This window comes from Gilliamella sp. wkB178, assembly GCF_001690705.1.
In the GTDB taxonomy this organism is placed as follows: domain Bacteria; phylum Pseudomonadota; class Gammaproteobacteria; order Enterobacterales; family Orbaceae; genus Gilliamella; species Gilliamella apicola_K.
Window position 1 is genome coordinate 520,450 of sequence record NZ_LZGK01000013.1, and the last position, 19,062, is coordinate 539,511.

General features: G+C 35.1%; 14 protein-coding genes and 1 pseudogene. 10 read left to right on the forward strand and 5 right to left on the reverse strand.

Annotated elements, in window-relative coordinates; translation table 11 throughout:
- Window positions 1-85 precede the first annotated feature (85 nt).
- Complete coding sequence (locus tag A9G13_RS06620) at window positions 86-2,233, reverse strand: TonB-dependent receptor plug domain-containing protein (RefSeq protein ID WP_081301182.1); 2,148 nt, start codon at window positions 2,231-2,233, stop codon at window positions 86-88.
- 314 nt (window positions 2,234-2,547) lie between these two features.
- Between A9G13_RS06620 and alr the strand changes: the two genes are divergently transcribed.
- Window positions 2,548-3,633 carry an alanine racemase gene (gene alr / locus A9G13_RS06625; protein WP_065556800.1) on the forward strand — a complete coding sequence of 362 codons (1,086 nt, stop codon included), beginning with the start codon at window positions 2,548-2,550 and terminating at the stop codon, window positions 3,631-3,633.
- A 6-nt stretch (window positions 3,634-3,639) separates the two neighbouring features.
- Window positions 3,640-4,653 (forward strand): endolytic transglycosylase MltG, encoded by a 1,014-nt coding sequence (gene mltG, locus A9G13_RS06630; RefSeq protein WP_065556801.1) that lies wholly within the window; start codon window positions 3,640-3,642, stop codon window positions 4,651-4,653.
- 63 nt (window positions 4,654-4,716) lie between these two features.
- On the opposite strand, the gene fdhF is transcribed toward mltG, so the two are convergent.
- The 3 genes and pseudogenes from fdhF to ampD all read right to left on the reverse strand — a co-directional run.
- Entirely contained in the window at window positions 4,717-6,864 is a 2,148-nt protein-coding gene (gene fdhF / locus A9G13_RS06635; RefSeq protein WP_065557113.1) for a formate dehydrogenase subunit alpha, read from the reverse strand.
- Between the two features lie 673 nt (window positions 6,865-7,537).
- Window positions 7,538-7,876, reverse strand: a complete 339-nt coding sequence (locus tag A9G13_RS11330) for a YqcC family protein (RefSeq protein WP_442902800.1) — start codon at window positions 7,874-7,876, stop codon at window positions 7,538-7,540.
- Window positions 7,859-8,404, reverse strand: a pseudogene (gene ampD, locus A9G13_RS11335) (1,6-anhydro-N-acetylmuramyl-L-alanine amidase AmpD); the annotation flags it as partial. The gene A9G13_RS11330 and the pseudogene ampD, both read right to left, overlap by 18 nt.
- 207 nt (window positions 8,405-8,611) lie before the next feature.
- On the opposite strand from ampD, the gene ppdD reads away from it, so the two are divergent.
- From ppdD to A9G13_RS06665, 5 genes are all read left to right on the forward strand, one after another.
- Complete coding sequence (gene ppdD, locus A9G13_RS06645; protein WP_065556803.1) at window positions 8,612-9,043, forward strand: prepilin peptidase-dependent pilin; 432 nt, start codon at window positions 8,612-8,614, stop codon at window positions 9,041-9,043.
- 32 nt (window positions 9,044-9,075) lie between these two features.
- Window positions 9,076-10,185: an ATPase, T2SS/T4P/T4SS family gene (locus tag A9G13_RS06650; protein WP_065556804.1), complete on the forward strand. Its 1,110-nt coding sequence runs from the start codon at window positions 9,076-9,078 to the stop codon at window positions 10,183-10,185.
- Window positions 10,182-11,357, forward strand: a complete 1,176-nt coding sequence (hofC, locus tag A9G13_RS06655; protein WP_065556805.1) for a protein transport protein HofC — start codon at window positions 10,182-10,184, stop codon at window positions 11,355-11,357. The genes A9G13_RS06650 and hofC overlap by 4 nt, the downstream gene beginning before the upstream one ends.
- Window positions 11,357-12,106 carry a prepilin peptidase gene (locus tag A9G13_RS06660; protein ID WP_065556806.1) on the forward strand — a complete coding sequence of 250 codons (750 nt, stop codon included), beginning with the start codon at window positions 11,357-11,359 and terminating at the stop codon, window positions 12,104-12,106. The genes hofC and A9G13_RS06660 overlap by 1 nt, the downstream gene beginning before the upstream one ends.
- A 197-nt stretch (window positions 12,107-12,303) precedes the next feature.
- Window positions 12,304-13,458, forward strand: a complete 1,155-nt coding sequence (locus A9G13_RS06665; RefSeq protein ID WP_065556807.1) for a M20 aminoacylase family protein — start codon at window positions 12,304-12,306, stop codon at window positions 13,456-13,458.
- A gap of 111 nt (window positions 13,459-13,569) precedes the next feature.
- Here A9G13_RS06665 and ygfZ read toward each other — a convergent pair whose 3' ends face one another.
- Window positions 13,570-14,448, reverse strand: a complete 879-nt coding sequence (gene ygfZ, locus A9G13_RS06670; protein WP_176701956.1) for a tRNA-modifying protein YgfZ — start codon at window positions 14,446-14,448, stop codon at window positions 13,570-13,572.
- A 300-nt stretch (window positions 14,449-14,748) separates the two neighbouring features.
- On the opposite strand from ygfZ, the gene A9G13_RS06675 reads away from it, so the two are divergent.
- From A9G13_RS06675 to pyrG, 3 genes are all read left to right on the forward strand, one after another.
- Entirely contained in the window at window positions 14,749-16,467 is a 1,719-nt protein-coding gene (locus A9G13_RS06675) for an acetolactate synthase 3 large subunit (protein WP_065556809.1), read from the forward strand.
- On the forward strand, window positions 16,467-16,961 hold the full coding sequence (ilvN, locus tag A9G13_RS06680) for an acetolactate synthase small subunit (RefSeq protein WP_065556810.1): 495 nt from the start codon (window positions 16,467-16,469) through the stop codon (window positions 16,959-16,961). The genes A9G13_RS06675 and ilvN overlap by 1 nt, the downstream gene beginning before the upstream one ends.
- Before the next feature lie 443 nt (window positions 16,962-17,404).
- Window positions 17,405-19,042 (forward strand): glutamine hydrolyzing CTP synthase, encoded by a 1,638-nt coding sequence (pyrG, locus tag A9G13_RS06685; protein ID WP_065556811.1) that lies wholly within the window; start codon window positions 17,405-17,407, stop codon window positions 19,040-19,042.
- Window positions 19,043-19,062: the final 20 nt, after the last annotated feature.

A 19,062-nucleotide genomic window follows, 5' to 3' on the forward strand; every position in this document is an offset into this window, starting at 1 on the left:
GAATGGAGCTTTATTGTAACTTACAATCAGTTAATAATATTGTAAATTACAATAAAGTTAATAATAAGGCTATCCTATTAAGCCTCTAGAATTTCATACTCGCACTAACTATGGCATGGAACTTGGCTGCCGGAATAGTTTCATAAGCAGTGGTGTAATCTTTATTAAGTATATTATTTAGGTCAATCCCAATTTTATACTGACGTTGTGGCCCAAATGAAGTGGAAGTAGATAAATTCAGTGTTGACCATCCGCTGTAATGATATGCCGAACCATCACTTTTTTTGGTTGCTTTGGTGGCTACCCGCATAAATAGATCGGAATCAATGTCTATTTTGTCAAAATAGGCTGTATGCCTTACACCAACATTCCCTGCAAAACGTGGATTACCTGTGTCATAAGTGGTATATTCATTAGTCTTAATCTGACGACGTAGGTAATTACCTTTAACGTAAGGTGTTACTGGTAAGTCTAAGTATTCCGCCATAAATTCTAAACCATAGGTGTTAGCTTTATTAGCATTATGATAATAACTAAAATTCCGACCAGAAGCTCCATCACAAACAGCTGAACCATTACAACTTGTATCAGTAATATAGTTTTTAGCTGCAGAATAATAAATAGCAGTATCAACTAACCATTTATTATTGTTATAACGTAATCCAATTTCGTAGTTATTCGATTTTTCAGCTTTGAGTTTGGAGTTTCCATAAAGTGTCTGATTTGCGGCTGAGGTTACAGCATAAAGATGAGCAAGAGTAGGGTACACATATCCTTGCGCAAATGAAGCTCTAAGTTGAGTATTTTTAATTCCGGAATAAGTTAGACCAGAAGAAACCACGAAATTATTATCGTTATCTTTCTTTTTTCCGTCAATTTTGTATGTTGAAGTCGGTCGTCCTATAACAGGTTTTTTATTGATTAATGTTGAACCATTTTTTAATTTGGATTGTATCCAATATTGCCGAATACCTAGATTCCAAGCAATATCATCTGTAATTGCCCAATCGTTTTGCCCAAATAATGAAATACTTGATTGTTGCCATTTATTGGACAAATATTTATTTTGAGTATAACTAGCAACCGGCATAGGCATTTTTGAGACAACTCTATTGTGCGAATCTTGGTCAACATTATCTTGTTGGTATTGAATCCCGGTAATTAATTTCATATTTTTAGCAGGTTCGAAATCTGATTGGAATGTCATGCCATAGGTTTTTTGTTCATCATCAGTAGCCGTTTTAGTATCAACATTCATTCTAGGATTTGGTGATACTTCAATATGATTTCTAAATTTACGATTCAACTTTTGGGCGTAAGCATCATAATGTAACTTTTTCAAAAAAACTCCATCAGCATCATAATCATAGAATAAACCTACTTTTTCACGTTGTAACTTTGGTATTTTGACATAAAAATCTTTGATTTCAGGTGAATTAGGATCTTTTTCATTATAGGTTTTAGTATCAAGTTTATAACGATCTAAAGATAATCCAATTTTATGTTTATCAAGATTAAAACCAAACCATGAACTTACACTATTGTTATCAAAATCTGTATCGTGAAGTTTTCCTTGATAAGCTTTACGATCCTTATTTTCAGCGTAGGTACCACTTATACGATAATCAAAGATATCATTAATAGTACCATTAACTGTACCCATTTCAGTAAAACCATCAGTCGAACCATTATAAATGACTTTAGTATCTCCATTTAAAGGTGAACCATCTTTACTCCCTTTACGGGTAATAAAATTAACTACACCTCCAATAGCTTGTGAACCATAAAGTACAGAATGAGGCCCTTTGATTACTTCAATACGTTCAACAGATTCCATATCAATCAACACACCAGCACTAGAACCATGCCCTGAACGATGATAGGTTACTTCCTGTCCATCAATTAACATTAAAATACGTGAAGGTGCTTCACCACGGATCATAATTTGTTTTCGACCAGCGAGAGCGTTATCAGTTATCTCTACACCGGGAATATCACGTAAGCTTTCAACAATAGAATCCCCGTTTTGTTTTTCAATTTCATCTCGATTAACAACATTGACCGACACAGAACTATCCCAGACCGTTTTTTCATTACGATCTGCGGTAACTACAATCGTATCATGATAATTGCTTTTTCTTTCGTCAGCAAAAGCATTAGCCATAAAAAATAGGTTAAAAAAAGTAATGCATAAAGTTGGTGTAATATAATTCTTAGTAATTATCAATTTCATTGTCGATATTATCCTTTCCTAGTTTAGTATCTATGATTTTTAGCTACACATTGAATGATAATTATTATCGTTTTAAAAACGGAATAATAACCATTATCGTTTAATGTGTAAATAAAATAAGCTAATAAGTTGGTATAAATAATAATTATTATTATTTTTCAATTAGTTAAGTTAAACCATTTTTATAGTATGGATAGTTACATTTAAGTGAGTTAGATTCAGGAAAAATTGCACAGCTAATACAAAGAAATATTTGTTATTATTGGTAACAAAAATTACAATAGTCATCTAATAAAAAATTAGAGTTCAAGAAAATGTCTATAGCAGTGGTAGAAATTGAACGTAAAGCAATTCTACATAATATTGAATATTTAAGAAAAATAGCCCCTTATAGTTCGCTTATCGCTATTATTAAAGCAAATGCCTATTCACATGGAATCAAAGGTGTAGCTCAATTACTGCATACTAAGGTCGATTGTTTTGGAGTAGCGCGTCTTTCAGAAGCAATGGTATTGCGTCATAGTGGTATTAATACACCAATTGTATTATTAGAAGGTTTCTTCCTGCGAGATAATATAGGTGATTTGATTGATTTTAATATACAAACTGTCGTCCATTGCCAATGGCAAATTGATGCTTTAGAAAAATTAATTGTAGATAACCAAATTACTACCTGGTTCAAATTTGATACTGGTATGCATCGCTTAGGTTTTAATCAGCAAGAAGCTAAAACTGCATTTAATCGCTTAGTAAATTGCGCTGCAGTCCGTAAACCGATCAATATAATCAGTCATTTTAGTTCAGCGGATGAAGCTAACTCTAATCAAACGCTGAAACAAATTGAGTTATTCGATAAATTTATAGATTCAATTGAGGATAAATCATTAATTGGTAAAATTTCTATCGCGGCTTCGGGTGGAACATTAGCTTGGCCGATGTCGCATCGTGATGCTATCCGCCCCGGAATTGCAATTTATGGCGTTTCACCTTTTGACGAACCGGTTGCAGAATTAAGTCCAGCAATGACGTTTAAATCAGAATTAATAGTAGTCCGTGATCATAAACAAGGTGAGTCAGTAGGTTATGGGCAAACATGGACCAGTCCTAAAGATACTAAACTCGGTGTGGTCGCAATGGGGTATGGCGATGGTTATCCCAGAAGTATTCCTGCAAATACTCCAGTTTTGATAAATGGTCGGAGAGTACCAATTGTAGGCCGAGTTTCTATGGATATGATAGTGATTGATTTAGGTAGTGATAGCCTTGATAAACCAGGAGATGAAGTTATATTCTGGGGGAAAGGACTCACTGTTGAAGAGATCGCTAAGCACACAGGAATTAGTGCTTACGAGTTGTTAACGCGTTTAACGGGACGCGCAAAAATTCATTATATAGATTAAATAGTTATGATTAAAAAATTATTTTTATATGTTTTATTACCGCTCGCTATAGTGATCGGTGGTTCTATTGCTATTAGTTATTATTTTCTACATCAATTTTCTAAACAACCAATGCATGTGTCTGATGATAATCAAATGTTTATCTTGAAAAAAGGAACTTCATTGCATCAATTAGTGGTGCAGATTAAGCAAAATAATTTAATGGAAAAGGCTTATTTGCTTCCTTATTTATATAAGTTAGATCCATCATTAAGTTCGATTAAAGCGGGTACTTATCAATTACAACCACATATGACAGTTGAAGATTTTTTACAATTGTTGGTATCAGGCAAAGAAAGTAGTTTTTCGATTCAATTTGTTGAAGGTAAACGAGCCAAAGATTGGTTAGATGTACTTAAAAATACACCTTATGTTCAACAAACATTAGCAGGGAAATCTGATGCAGAAATTGCTAAGTTATTAGGCATTGAAGGATCAATTGAAGGTTGGTTATCACCAAATACTTATCTTTATACTGCTGATACCACCGATATAAATATCTTAAAACGTGCTCACCGAACCATGCAAAGTAATTTGCAAAAAGTTTGGGATAATCGTGACAAGGATCTCCCTTATCAAACACCATATGAATTGTTAATTATTGCTTCGATTATTGAAAAAGAAACTGGAATAAGTTCAGAAAGAGCTAGCGTGGCTTCAGTTTTTGTTAATCGTTTAAAAGCTAAAATCAAATTACAAACTGACCCAACCATTATTTATGGGTTAGGTGATAATTATACTGGCACCATCCGGCGTGCAGATTTAACTGATACTGAAAACCCTTATAATACCTATGTTATTGAAGGACTACCACCAACACCGATAGCTATGCCAAGTTTGGCTTCATTAGAAGCGGCAGCTCATCCGGCTAAAACTAATTATCTATTCTTTGTCGCCAATGGTAATGGTGGACATACGTTTTCGACCAATTATAGTAATCATCAACAAGCAGTTAATGAATATCGCAAAAATTCCAAATAGAAATCTTATTGTGAATAGATAAATTACCGCGTTTTTTGAACGCGGTAATTTTTTGAGGGGCATTTAGGCAACATGAGCCAATGTTCTTAAGCGATTTTTTAACTCGCTATAAAGAGTTTGTACGTGTTGTTCTGCCCATTTTTGATCTTCAATATGACTGACTTTAACTGCTGAGTATTTATATTCCGGAGTTTTAGATACTGGATCAAGATGGTCTATAGTTAATTCATTACATGCTCCAACCCACCATTGGTAGGTCATATAAACCGAACCTTTGTTAACTCTAGGATTGATATTGGCACGAGTAATAATTTTACCTCGACGTGATTCTACATGAACTAATTCTTGATCTTCAATTCCCAAATAGTGAGCATCGTCAGGATGAATTTGTACATAACCAGGTTCATCAGCTAGAGCCTGTAGAAAACGACAATTACCAGTCATTGAACGACAAGAATAATGACCCACTTCCCGTACAGTACAAAGCACCATAGGATAGTCTTCATTTACTTTATCTTTTGGTGGGATCCAGTCGGCAGTGGTAAGTAAACCTTTACCATTAGGACGGTCAAATTTATTGCCTGCATATAGATATTGTGAGCCAGGATGATCTTCAGTTGGACATGGCCATTGAACATAGCCGAGTCCAGCTAATTTTTCATAAGTTACACCTTTATACATATCACATAAAGAACGTAATTCATCCCAAATTTCCTTAGTGTTATTGTAATGCATTGGGTATCCCAATTTAGTGGCAATTAAACTTATAATTTCCCAATCAACTTTAACATTACCTGATGGTTCGACTGCTTTTTCAAAATGTTGGAAACCACGGTCAGCACTAGAATAAACACCTTCATGTTCTCCCCATGAAGTAGCAGGGAGTATAACATCTGCTTCAGCGGCAGTTTTAGTCATAAAGATATCTTGCACAATTAAAAAATCAACTTGTTTAAACGCTTTGCGTAATTCGGATAAGTCAGGATCAGTTTGTAATGGATCTTCACCTAAAATATAATAACCCCTAACTTTGCCTTCCAAAATACGATGCGGAACTTCAGTAATGGTACAACCTGGGTTATCTGGTAAGGATTCAACGTTCCAAGCTTCAGCAAATTTTTTACGTACATTAGCATCATTAACACTCTGATAACCTGGGAATACATTTGGTGTAGAGCCCATATCACAGGCACCTTGAACATTATTTTGACCACGCACTGGTCCAACTCCAACATTTGGTCGGCCTAGATTACCAGTAATTAGTGCCATACTAGATAAGCCTTTAATTACATCAGTACATTGGCCCCATTGTGTAACGCCCATCCCCCAAAGAATGGTTGCAGCCGGAGACTGTCCATACATATAAGCTGCTTCACGAATTTGTGCGGCACTTAAGCCTGTAATTTCTTCAACTGATTCAGGAGTATACCTATCGACTATAGCTTTAAGTTCATCAAAGCCTTCGGTATGTTGGGCAACATAATCTGGCTTGTATAGATTTTCATTGATAAGTACATTCAAAAAGGCGTTCACTAATGCCATATTACTACCATTTTTAAGTGGTAGCCAAAGATCGGCGATACGTGCTGTTTCAATATAGCGAGGATCGCAAACAATAATTTTAGCGCCTTTCTGTTTAGCTTTGACAATTCGTCGAGCCACAATTGGGTGAGAATCGGCAGGATTATAACCAAAGACTAATATACATTTAGTATCTTCAATTTCTACTATTGAATTACTCATTGCGCCGTTACCTAAAGTAACTTGCAATGCTGCCACTGAAGGACCATGACAAACACGAGCACAACAGTCAACATTGTTGGTACCAATTACTGCTCGTGCAAATTTTTGCATTACATAATTGGTTTCATTACCGGTTCCACGTGATGAACCGGTCAACATAATTGAATCTGGTCCATATTTAGATTTAATGTCTGCTAAGCGAGTGGCTACATAATCTATAGCTTCATCCCAGCTTACTTCTTCAAAGTCACCACCTTTTTGACGGCGGATCATTGGTGTTTTAAGGCGAGGTGTTAAAATTTTGGTATCATTTAAAAAATCCCAACCATAATAACCTTTTAAACAAAGTTCACCTTGGTTAGTTAAGCCATTTGCTGCTTCAGCTGCAATGACTTTATTATCTTCAACTACTAAATTGATCTTACAGCCCGACGCGCAGTACGGGCAAACGGTTAAAGCTTTCTTTATATTATGCTCCATTGTTTATATCCTCCAAGTTTTTTAGATGGAATATATATTTTTATTATTATCGTTTTAATGTATGCCTGTTATAAGAAACTAGCAACAATTTCAACGTTAAAATGAGGTCTGTTTAACATTTTTATTTCTAATTTTATTATTGTGGATCAATTTATTTATGCTATGGAAGTGAAGATTATTAGTTGATAGATTAACAGCAGCAATTTTATAGATTTGCAAATCAGATGAAAAATAGGGTATTTATAATAAGAAATGGCGTTTTAATATGGCAATCATAAAAAATATGTAAAAGAAATAGCAAGAAAGCCAACTAATCCATTAGAATGGCCTTCCTACTAAAATTGTTATAATAGTAAAGCTTAAGTAATTATTTTTTATAGTCAAAGCTTAAAACTTAGGCATATTATAAATATATTTAATAATATTTAAATATTTAAAAAATAATAATATTTAATTTATAACAACTTATCTAATTGATAATCATTTCGCTTTATTTATTTTTTATAAAAAATATCAAATTATTTTGATTTTTATCAAATTTATGTTAAGTGGTCTATTTGCTCAATAAATAACCTTCACACTATAATTTTATATTAAAACACATATAAAAAATTAAAAATTTTCACAAGAAAACTTATCGATTTTTATTCTGCTTACGAAATTAATCTTTAACCGCGGATAAATCATCCAATTGTTCAATCAACTGTAATAATTGAGCAATTTCATAATTTTGTTCTTTGAAAGCTTCTTCAAAGTAAGGATGCAAAGCAAACCCTTGAGGTAAATTAGCATTAGCATCAATCAATGCCCACATTCGGGGAATAAAAATCCATTGCAGCCATTCATTAGCTTCCATAGTATCAATAGCAAAAGGTTCTTTACTTAAAAAGGCATCGGCTTGGGGTGGTGTCATTTGCCATAAGCTGATTCTTTGCATTTCATCTTCAATTTGTTTGAGTTGCAAAGCAATTGAATCAGTTTGTTTTTTTTTATTAAGCAATTGATTATAGTACTGCCAATCAAAGCAAGGACCAGGATCTGTTTTGCGTTCAGGAGCAATATCGCTATGGCCAGTAATATCAGTAATAGGATAATATTGTTGCAACAACAAGGTTATGGTTGCTAATTGTTGATATTGTAATTCGGTAAAATCTTCGCTATCACAACCTTCTAACTCTATACCAATGGAAAAATCATTACAATTTTCTTGACCATTAAACTCAGATTTACCTGCATGCCAAGCACGTTTATCAAAAGCTACAAATTGAATTATTTCACCATCACGACGAATAAAAAGATGGCTTGATACTTGTAGTTGATAAATAGTAGCAAAATAAGGATCGGCTTTCGGGTCGAGTTTACCAGTAAATAATTGTTCCACATAGGGGCCACCATATTGATTAGGTGGTAAACTAATATTGTGGATCACCAGTAACGAAATTGCTTGCCCTTGAGGGCGTTCATTATAAAAAGGTGAAATAACCTGTTTTACATTTTGTAACCAACCATTAACAATTTTAAACGCCATGTTGACTCCGACTTATTATAATTAATCGATTTTTTAATCTGCTTATTTCTGCGACATATTTCACAATTATGCACAAGCTTGAGCGAGTTACTTAAGAACTTTTATAACCCACTTTCCAATTTTCTAATTCTAACATTATTCCATCTTTTGCTTTTGCTATAAAGTCACTTGTGTTACCTCATTTAACCTAATTTATCGAGAAAATATATGACTACTCAATCTGGATTTACCTTATTTGAACTTATGATAGCGATTATTGTGATTGCCATTTTGACAGCGATTGGTTTACCTGCCTATCAAGGATATGTCAAGAAAGCCGCGATGACCGATATGTTACAAACCATGACTTCATATAAAACCGCTATCGAAATTTGCGCGATTGAACAAGGTGTGCTTACCAATTGTAATAATGGCAGTAATGGTATACCGACATCTAAATCAACTAACTATGTAACTTCAGTCACTGTAGCTGGTGGGGTAATCACTTTAGTTGGTCGTAATGCTTTAGTAGGGTTAACCACAACCTTAACACCAACAGTAAACGCTACAGATGGCAATTTAGATTGGAGCCGTACTTGTGTAACATCCCCAGTTGATGCAAGTTTAACTAGTGCTTGTGAAGATATTTTCAAATTTTAATCAAATAATATTTATTTAACTAAGGTTGATATATGCAAGAAGATCAACTCGTCGATAGTATTGATAAGATATTGTTAGATGCATTAGTAAAACGAGCTTCGGACATTCACTTTGAACCTTATCAACACAGCTACCGAATCCGTATGCGTATCGATGGTGTCTTACAAGATATGTTGGCACCTCCACTTACGTTAGCCAAACAAATCGCCGCTCGATTAAAAATTATGGCAAAGTTAAATATTGCCGAACAAAGATTACCGCAAGATGGTCAATTAGTCATTGAAAATTATGCGATGCGTATCGCAACCTTACCGGTGATCAATGGTGAAAAAATTGTTTTGAGGGTTATGGATAATCATCAAAACCAACTTACCATTGAAGATTTGGGATTAACCGAGCAACATTTAGCTATTTTTTATAAAACTCTAAATAACCCACAGGGTTTGATTTTGGTAACGGGACCAACTGGCAGTGGTAAAACGATTACTTTGTATAGTGGGTTAAAAATATTGAATCAAACTGAGCGCAATATTTGTAGTGTGGAAGATCCAATTGAAATTCCATTAGAAGGTATCAACCAAACTCCGGTTAACCTAAAGGCTGGATTAACGTTTGCGGTAATATTACGAGCCTTTTTAAGGCAAGATCCGGATGTCATGATGATAGGGGAGATTCGTGACAAAGAAACTGCTGAAATCGCTATTCAAGCAGCACAAACTGGGCATTTGGTTTTATCAACTTTACATACTAATTCAAGTATTGAAGCAATCACGCGATTAAATCAGATGGGTATTGAAAATTACCTATTGGCTTCAAGTTTAAAATTAGTCATAGCCCAACGGCTAGTGCGTAAACTTTGTCCACACTGTAAAGTTGTCGCGAGCGAACTTATAATGCTTGATCAACAGTTAGTACCTCATTTCATTGCTATGGGTTGTAATTACTGTATTGGTGGTTATCAAGGTAGAGTCGGTTTGTATGAATTATTAGTCATCACCCCAGCAATTCAGCAGCAAATAGCCAATCATCAAATAATTACTCCAATCAATATGATTTCACTACAAACTACTGGCAAAGATTTAGTCAAACAAGGTGTTACTTCGTTTGCTGAGTTACAGAGGGTATTGGGTGATTTGCTATGAAGAGACTTTATTTTTGGTATGATGCCGATTTTAGTCAACATAAAATAATAGCAACCTCGCCACAGAATGCTAAAAAGCAAATATTATTACAAGGTAATGTTGCGATCAGAATCAAATCAGGTAAGCGCATTAGCACCCACAGTTTTAATCGTTCCGAATTATTAATCGTTACTCGTCAATTAGCTACTATGTTAAAGGCCGGATTGTCGATAGTTGATAGTTTACATCTAGTTGTTGATGAGCATCCGCAACCACACTGGCAATACTTACTGGCGGAAATTGAACGTCAAATTAGCACAGGTGAACCTTTGTCGCAAGTACTATTGCAACACCAAACCATCTTCCCAATGCTTTATTGTGAAATTATTGCTACCGGGGAATTAACAGGTCAACTTGATGAAAGTTTCGAACAATTAGCCAGCCAGCTAGAAAAATCAATTCAATTGCATAAACGCATTAAAAAGGCTCTACGTTATCCAGTTTTTTTATTATCGGTATCAATTATTGTTATGTTGGTGATGTTATTATTTGTATTACCTAAATTTTCGGATATCTATCGAGATTTTGATGCCCAACTACCGGTTTTCACTCAATGTTTGATTGATTTATCCGGTTATTTACAAAAAAATTGGTTAATCTTAATGATAATTATTTGTTTGAGTTATCTAGCCTATCAGCGGTATTTAAAACTACGTTACCGGACTAAAATTGATTATTGGTTAATAAAACTGCCACTGTTTGGTAAAATTATTCAAACTAATTGTTTGACACAAATTTTCCAAACTCTGACGATTACCCAACAAGCTGGCATTCCACTATTAACAGGTTTAACTGCTGCTGCAAATACTGCCTACAATAGTCATTATCGTTACAATATTAAGCAAATGATCAGCAAAATTGAACAAGGGCATAGTTTTAGTTATGCTTTGAATCAACAAATATTGTTCCCAAACTTATGTAGTCAATTGATTAGAGCCGGTGAAGAATCGGGAACATTAGATTTAATGTTATCTAGATTGGCTAATTATTATCAAGAACAAAACCAAGGGTTAACCGATAATCTGTCACAAGCTTTTGAACCATTATTAATGCTGATATTAGCTTTAATTATTGGGGGATTAATAATAGCAATGTACCTACCAATCTTACAACTTGGCGATGTGATCCATTAATGATAATGATAATTGCTTGTTTAGGAATTTGCCTTGGTAGTTTTATCAATGTTGCTTATTATCGGTTTTCACCCTCACAAACGGTACAACAGTATTTGTTGGCTATCACGATTGAACGTTCCAGTTGTCCTTTTTGCCGAACTAAGCTAGCTGCATGGCAATTAATCCCTATTATTTCATGGTTGATTTTAAATCGGCGTTGTTATTACTGTCATGCTCGGATTGCTTATCAATATTTGATTTTAGAATTAACAATGGGCACATTGTTTACGCTAATTTTTATGGATCAAGGTATTAACGGTCATAGTATCATATTAATGATTTTTGCTAGTTATTTTGTGCTGTTAGCCTTAATTGATTTTAATTATTATTTACTACCTGATTTTTTTACCCAACCATTAATGTGGTTAGGGCTGATAAGTGCCTATTTTGAATTATCGGGTATCACCATTAAATCGGCATTAACCGGTATTTTGTGTGGCTACCTGTTACTAAAAATTCCCGCTTTAATATTTTATTTGCTTACTCAAAAGCATGGTTTAGGGCAGGGAGATGTAAAACTATTAGCTGCAATCGGAGCTTGGTTGCCCTATGAAAAATTACTATTATTATTAGTATTGGCATCATCAATCGGTATAGTTTATTACTTATATTTAAAGTATGTTTTAAAGCGGCAATCATTAACCATCATCCCCTTTGGGCCTTGTTTACTCACTTCAGGATATTTAATTTATTATTTTGTTTTCTAGTTCTAGCTGGGCAACATCTTTATTAATAAACATATTATAACTGGCAGCAAAGCCAATTTATTTTATAAAACCTTGTATATAACCAAAATAACTAACAATTATGAAAATAGTTATTTTTATCCAACCGCAAATAGCGGTATAGTTACTATCAATATGGTTATCAACTCATAGTTAAGTAATAAACTAAGGAATTAATAATGAAAACTACTATTGCTGCACTTAAAAACGAAATGATAGCTTGGCGCCATCATATTCATGCGCACCCAGAAACAGCTTTCGAAGAGAAAAATACAACTAAATTTATTATTGAAAAACTACAATCATTTGGCATCACAGAATTGTATACTGAGTTTGCGCCAACTGGTGTGGTCGGTATTATTAAAGGTAATAAAGAAGGGCGTTGGATTGCCTTGCGTGCAGATATTGATGCATTAGATATTTGTGAAGAAAATAAAATCGATTATCGATCTACGATTACAGGTAAAATGCACGCCTGTGGTCATGATGGTCACACGGCTATGCTGTTAGGCACCGCCAAATATCTAGCTGAACACCGCGATTTTGCTGGTACTGTAGTCGTTATTTTCCAGCCAGCTGAAGAAAACGAAGGTGGCGGGCGAGTTATGGTGGACAATGGCTTATTTGATCGGTTTCCAATCGAAGCTGTTTATGGTCTTCATAACCAACCAAATATGAAACTTAATCATTTTTATATCACCCATGGTCCTATCATGGCGTCGTATGATGTATTTGATATTAAAATAACCGGCGTTGGTGCACATGCCGCTGCACCTCATTTAGGTAAAGACACTATTTTAACTGCTACCCAAGTAGTGAATGGTTTACAAAGCATAGTTAGTCGTAATGCAGATCCATTAAGTTCATTAGTGGTCAGCGTTACCCAAATTCACAGTGGCGATACATGGAATGTATTACCGCAACAAGCGGTTATCCGTGGTACAGTTAGAACCTTAAATCCACAAGTTCAAGATATGGCTGAAAATAGAATTAAACAGATTGCGACGGGAATTGCCGCCACTTATGAAGCCAAGGCCGAAGTTGATTACCAACGCCGCTATCCGGCAACAGTAAATTATGCTGAACAGGCAGATATTGCTATTAAAGCTGCGCAAAATGTCGTCGGTAAAGACAGATTAATCATTGACCCATTGCCATCTATGGGGGCAGAAGATTTTGCCTTTATGTTACAAAAAATACCAGGAGTATATGTGTGGTTAGGGGCAGGTGAAGGTGCTAATTTACATAACCCGGCCTATAATTTTAATGATGAAGTATTAACAACTGGCGTGGAATATTATGTAGCCATAGTTAACCAAGAACTAGGAAAATAGATCTTAAAAATTAAATCCAGTTAGCAAAATTATTGCTTAAGTTGCTGTTGATTATTAATTTCCAAAATATATTGGTCGGTAATCAACAGCATTGAATTAGATAAGAATTATTTAATGAAAGGATAATTTGCTTGTAGTTTGACCTTTAATTCTAAAAATAGTTTGCTCATCAATACCATTATTAAGTACCACTTGCACATAAATGTCATTATTATCATTCAGTTTTAAAGCAGCCAAAATTTGCCCACTTTCACGCCAGTTGCCGTCAATTTGGTACTCAAGGCTATCACCAATTATTGGCAATACTTCGCTGTTACCGGATAGTAAATACAACCCACGCTTATTAGCACCACGAAATTGTGCCCGCGCCACCATTTCTTGACCGCAGTAGCAACCTTTATCAAAGCTAATCGCATCGAAATATTGTAAGTTACATGCTTGTGGTAACAAACTTTCCATATTTTCAGTATCAATAATGGCATACCCAGCTTCTAAATCTAACTTTAACCAATCACTACAAGGCAATAAATCATCACTTAATGGCAGCGGGGTTACCACAATGATTCGTGGTTCCGGTAATGGCAATTTGATATAAGTAGTATTCTTGTCGGTAAAGCAATTATTATCAACTAATTGAGTAGTAATTTCGCTAGGTATGGCAGCGCCAACTAAGCCAAAAATATTGAGATCGGTAACTAATTCAATGGCAACTTTAGAAAAAATAGCATATTTTTTGAGTTCAGCAATTTGTTTTTCAGCAACGCTTTTACGAACAATATAGTAAATATCTTGCCCGCGTTGAAATAACAGTAAGTTACTCCACATTTTTCCTTTTGCATCACAATGAGCAGCAAATAATGCAGATTGTTCCGAAAGATGGTTCATGTTATTGGTAACTTGCCCTTGTAAATATTGGCGATTATCGTTACCTGATACTTTAACTAATAGCCAATCAGCAAGTGAGATCGGTTTAGAAGTGAGTCTGCTCATCATAACTCCTATTTCAGATTATTATTATCCTAATTTATTAGGTAATTGAATTAAATCCTACTGAGTTTATATAAAATTTTTTAAAATAACAATAAATTCAATAAATAATATTTAACAATATAACTATTTATTTTTTAATGAAATTTTATTTACATTAGTATTTGTGTTTTATTTTTAAAATTATTTTGCAACCGGAAGATTAGTTTATTAGTTACTTTATTGACTTAATTGAATTTTAACTATAAGTTAATACAAAATAAATTTATAAATTACATATCAATAACATTGGAGGAAACAACCATGGCGAAACTGTCAGGTGCGGAAATGGTTATTCAATCTTTGATTGACCAAGGAGTAAAACAGATATTTGGTTATCCGGGCGGTAGTGTTCTTGATATTTATGATGCTATTCATACCCTTGGTGGTATTGAGCATATATTGGTTCGCCATGAACAAGCGGCAGTGCATATGGCTGATGGTTATGCCAGAGCTACCGGCGACGTTGGTGTAGTTTTAGTAACTTCCGGGCCCGGTGCCACCAATACCATAACCGGAATTGCCACTGCTTATATGGATTCTGTGCCTCTGGTTGTCCTTTCCGGACAAGTTGCTAGTAATTTAATTGGCAATGATGCTTTCCAAGAATGTGATATGGTTGGGATCTCTCGTCCAATTGTTAAACATAGTTTTTTGATTAAAGATAGTAAAGATATTCCAGAAATTATCAAAAAAGCATTTTATATTGCTACAACTGGCAGGCCTGGACCAGTGGTTATTGATTTACCTAAAGACATTGTTAATCCCGCAAATAAATATAATTATCACTATCCTAAATCAGTTTCACTGCGGTCTTATAATCCAACAATCCAAGGGCATAAAGGCCAAATTAAAAAAGCCTTAACGACCTTACTGGCAGCTAAAAAACCAGTACTTTATGTTGGTGGTGGGGTTATAATTGCGGATGCAAGCGAGGCAATTAAGCAATTAGCAGAAAAACTAAATTTACCGGTGGCCTCAACCTTAATGGGAATTAGTGCCTTTCCTGGTACTAACAAACACTATTTAGGAATGATTGGGATGCATGGAGTATATGAAGCCAATATGTCAATGCATAACGCCGATGTGATTTTGGCCATAGGTGCTCGTTTTGACGATAGAACCACTAACAATGTTGAAAAATATTGTCCAAAAGCGAAGATCATTCATGTTGATATCGATCCAACTTCTATTTCTAAAACAGTTTCCGCGACAATCCCGGTTGTAGGTGATGCAAAAGTTGTGGTTGAAACTATGTTAGCGCAACTTAATGAATTAAATACCGAACGCGATTTAGATGCCTTAGTTGATTGGTGGAAGCAAATTGAGCATTGGCGTGCACGCCATTGTCTGGCTTATAGTCACAGCGGCGAACGCATAAAACCTCAAGAAGCCATAGAAGTATTATATAAATTAACCAAAGGTGATGCATATGTGACAACCGATGTCGGTCAACACCAAATGTTTACCGCACTTTATTACCCGTTCGATAAACCGCGTCACTTTATTACTTCCGGTGGCTTAGGTACTATGGGGTTTGGTTTTCCGGCTGCCTTAGGTGTTAAACTTGCTTTTCCTAAGCAACGGGTAGTTTGTGTTACCGGTGATGGCAGTATTCAGATGAATATTCAAGAATTGTCAACGGCATTACAATATGGTTTACCGGTATTAATTTTAAATCTCAACAACCGTTTTTTAGGCATGGTTAAACAATGGCAAGACATGATTTATGCCGGACGGCATTCTTCATCTTATATGGAATCATTACCGGATTTTGCCAAGATTGCTGAAGCGTACGGGCACGTTGGTATGGTTATTACCAAACGTGAAGAACTAGAAACTAAACTCAAACAAGCATTATCGATTAAAGATCGTCTGGTGTTTGTGGATGTGATGACCGATGCAACGGAACATGTTTATCCAATGCAAATTCGTGGTGGCTCAATGAGTGAAATGTGGCTTAGTAAAACGGAGAGAACCTAATGCGTTATATATTATCAATTTTAACTGAAAATGAACCAGGTGCTTTATCTCGAATTATTGGCTTATTTTCACAACGTGGTTTTAATATTGAAACAATAACCACTGCCCAAACTGAAGATCCAACCATGCACCGCATGACCATTCAAACAACAGGTGATGAACATGTATTGGAACAAATTCAAAAACAATTACATAAATTAGTGAATGTGTATCGAGTTCATGATTTGACCGAAGGTCCACATGTAGAGCGCGAAATAATGTTAGTTAAAGTGGCTGCGAAAGGTTCAGAAGCCCGTGACGAAGTAAAACGCTGTGCAGATATTTTTAGAGGATCAATTGTGGATGTTACTGCTACTCAATATATGGTGCAGTTAGTAGGGACTAGTGAAAAACTCGATTCATTTTTATCCTCAATCCGTGAAACTTGTGACATTATCGAAATTGTCCGCTCAGGGATTATTGGTTTATCGCGTAGCGAAAAAACGGTTAAATAGTTATAGTAAAAAATAGTAAACAATGGATTAATTGAAAAAAGGTGCTAATGGCGCCTTTTTAGTTAATTTAGTAAGGAAATAAATAATTAAAGGAAAATATTTATTAGAATTTAACTGCGGTATGGCATGTATAACTAAAACTAAAATATACATCTTATATTATCATCTTAGCAGCCAAATGATGAATTAAATAAAACCATTTAGTTGGAAGTTAAAAACAAATTAAAAACAAATTAAAAACAAATTAAAAACAAATTAAAAACAGGTTATAAGGCAACTTGTCTACGTAACTAAAACATTGGTTAAAATTAATTATTCAATTGAGCGCTAAGCGGGTTTATGTTATACTACTGTCCCGTCTGATTCTTCGAATATTGTGTTGATTTTATGATTAAAGAACGACGCAATATTATTCTAATAAATTAATAAATGGTCTGGTATTAATGGTCACGAATTATATCTTTGTTACAGGCGGTGTCGTTTCTTCTTTAGGTAAAGGCATTGCCGCAGCATCACTAGCTGCAATTTTGGAAGCCCGCAATTTAAAAGTCACCATGCTAAAACTCGATCCCTATATTAATGTCGATCCGGGTACTATGAGTCCGATTCAACATGGCGAAGTTTTTGTAACCGAAGATGGTGCAGAAACCGATCTTGATTTAGGTCATTATGAACGTTTTATTCGGACTAAAATGTCTCGAAAAAACAACTTCACTACCGGGCGCATTTATTCTGATGTTTTACGTAAAGAACGTCGTGGGGACTACTTAGGGGCAACGGTACAAGTTATCCCCCATATCACTAATGCCATCAAATCTCGAGTAATCGATGGCGCTAAAGGTTTTGATGTCGCCATTATTGAAGTTGGTGGTACTGTGGGTGATATTGAGTCATTACCATTTTTAGAAGCTATTCGTCAGTTAGCCGTGGATGTGGGGCGAGAACACACCTTGTTCATGCATTTAACCTTAGTGCCATATTTAGCCTCATCAGGTGAAGTTAAAACAAAACCTACACAACATTCGGTTAAGGAATTACTATCAATTGGTATTCAACCGGATGTGTTAATTTGCCGTTCCGACCGTAACATTCCAGCTAATGAAAGAGCCAAAATTGCTTTATTCTGTAATGTACCAGAACGTGCAGTAATTTCTTTAAAAGATGTCGATTCAATTTATAAAATTCCGGCACTATTAAAATCACAAAATCTGGACACCTTTGTTTGCAATCGCTTCCATCTTGAATGTAATGAAGCTGATTTATCCGAATGGGAACAAGTTATTTATGAAGAAGCTAACCCAGTTGGTGAAGTAACAATTGGGATGGTTGGTAAATATATTGCCTTACCGGATGCTTATAAATCAGTGAATGAAGCCCTAAAACATGGCGGTTTAAAAAATCGCTTAACCGTGCATATTAAATACATTGATTCAGAAGATCTTGAATCACGCGGTACTGAATTACTGCAAGGCTTAGATGCTATTTTAATTCCTGGTGGTTTTGGTTATCGAGGTGTTGAAGGTAAAATCATGGCCGCACGTTATGCCCGTGAAAATAAAATCCCATATTTAGGCATTTGTCTTGGCTTACAAGTAGCTATGATTGAATTTGCTCGCAACGTAGCTGGCATTAAAGATGCTAACTCAACCGAATTTGTTAAAGATTGCGCCAATCCTGTAATTGCTTTAATTACTGAATGGAGTGATGAGTCTGGTCAGGTCGTGCAACGTAATGAAAACAGTGATCTTGGTGGCACCATGCGCTTAGGTTCGCAAATTTGCCATTTAGAACCAAATTCTAAAGTGATTGACATGTATAAAAAAGAGTCAATCACTGAGCGTCACCGTCATCGTTATGAAGTTAACAATAATTTATTACCAAAAATTGTTAAAGCCGGATTAAAAGTAACCGGGCTTTCCACCGACAGGAAACTGGTTGAAATTATAGAAAATCCAGATCATCCTTGGTTTGTTGCTTGTCAATTCCATCCGGAATTCACATCAACACCACGCGATGGCCACCCATTATTTAGTAGTTTTATTAAAGCTGCCAAGGATTACCAACAACAGCAGCAAAAATAGTTTATTTTTATATTATCTGT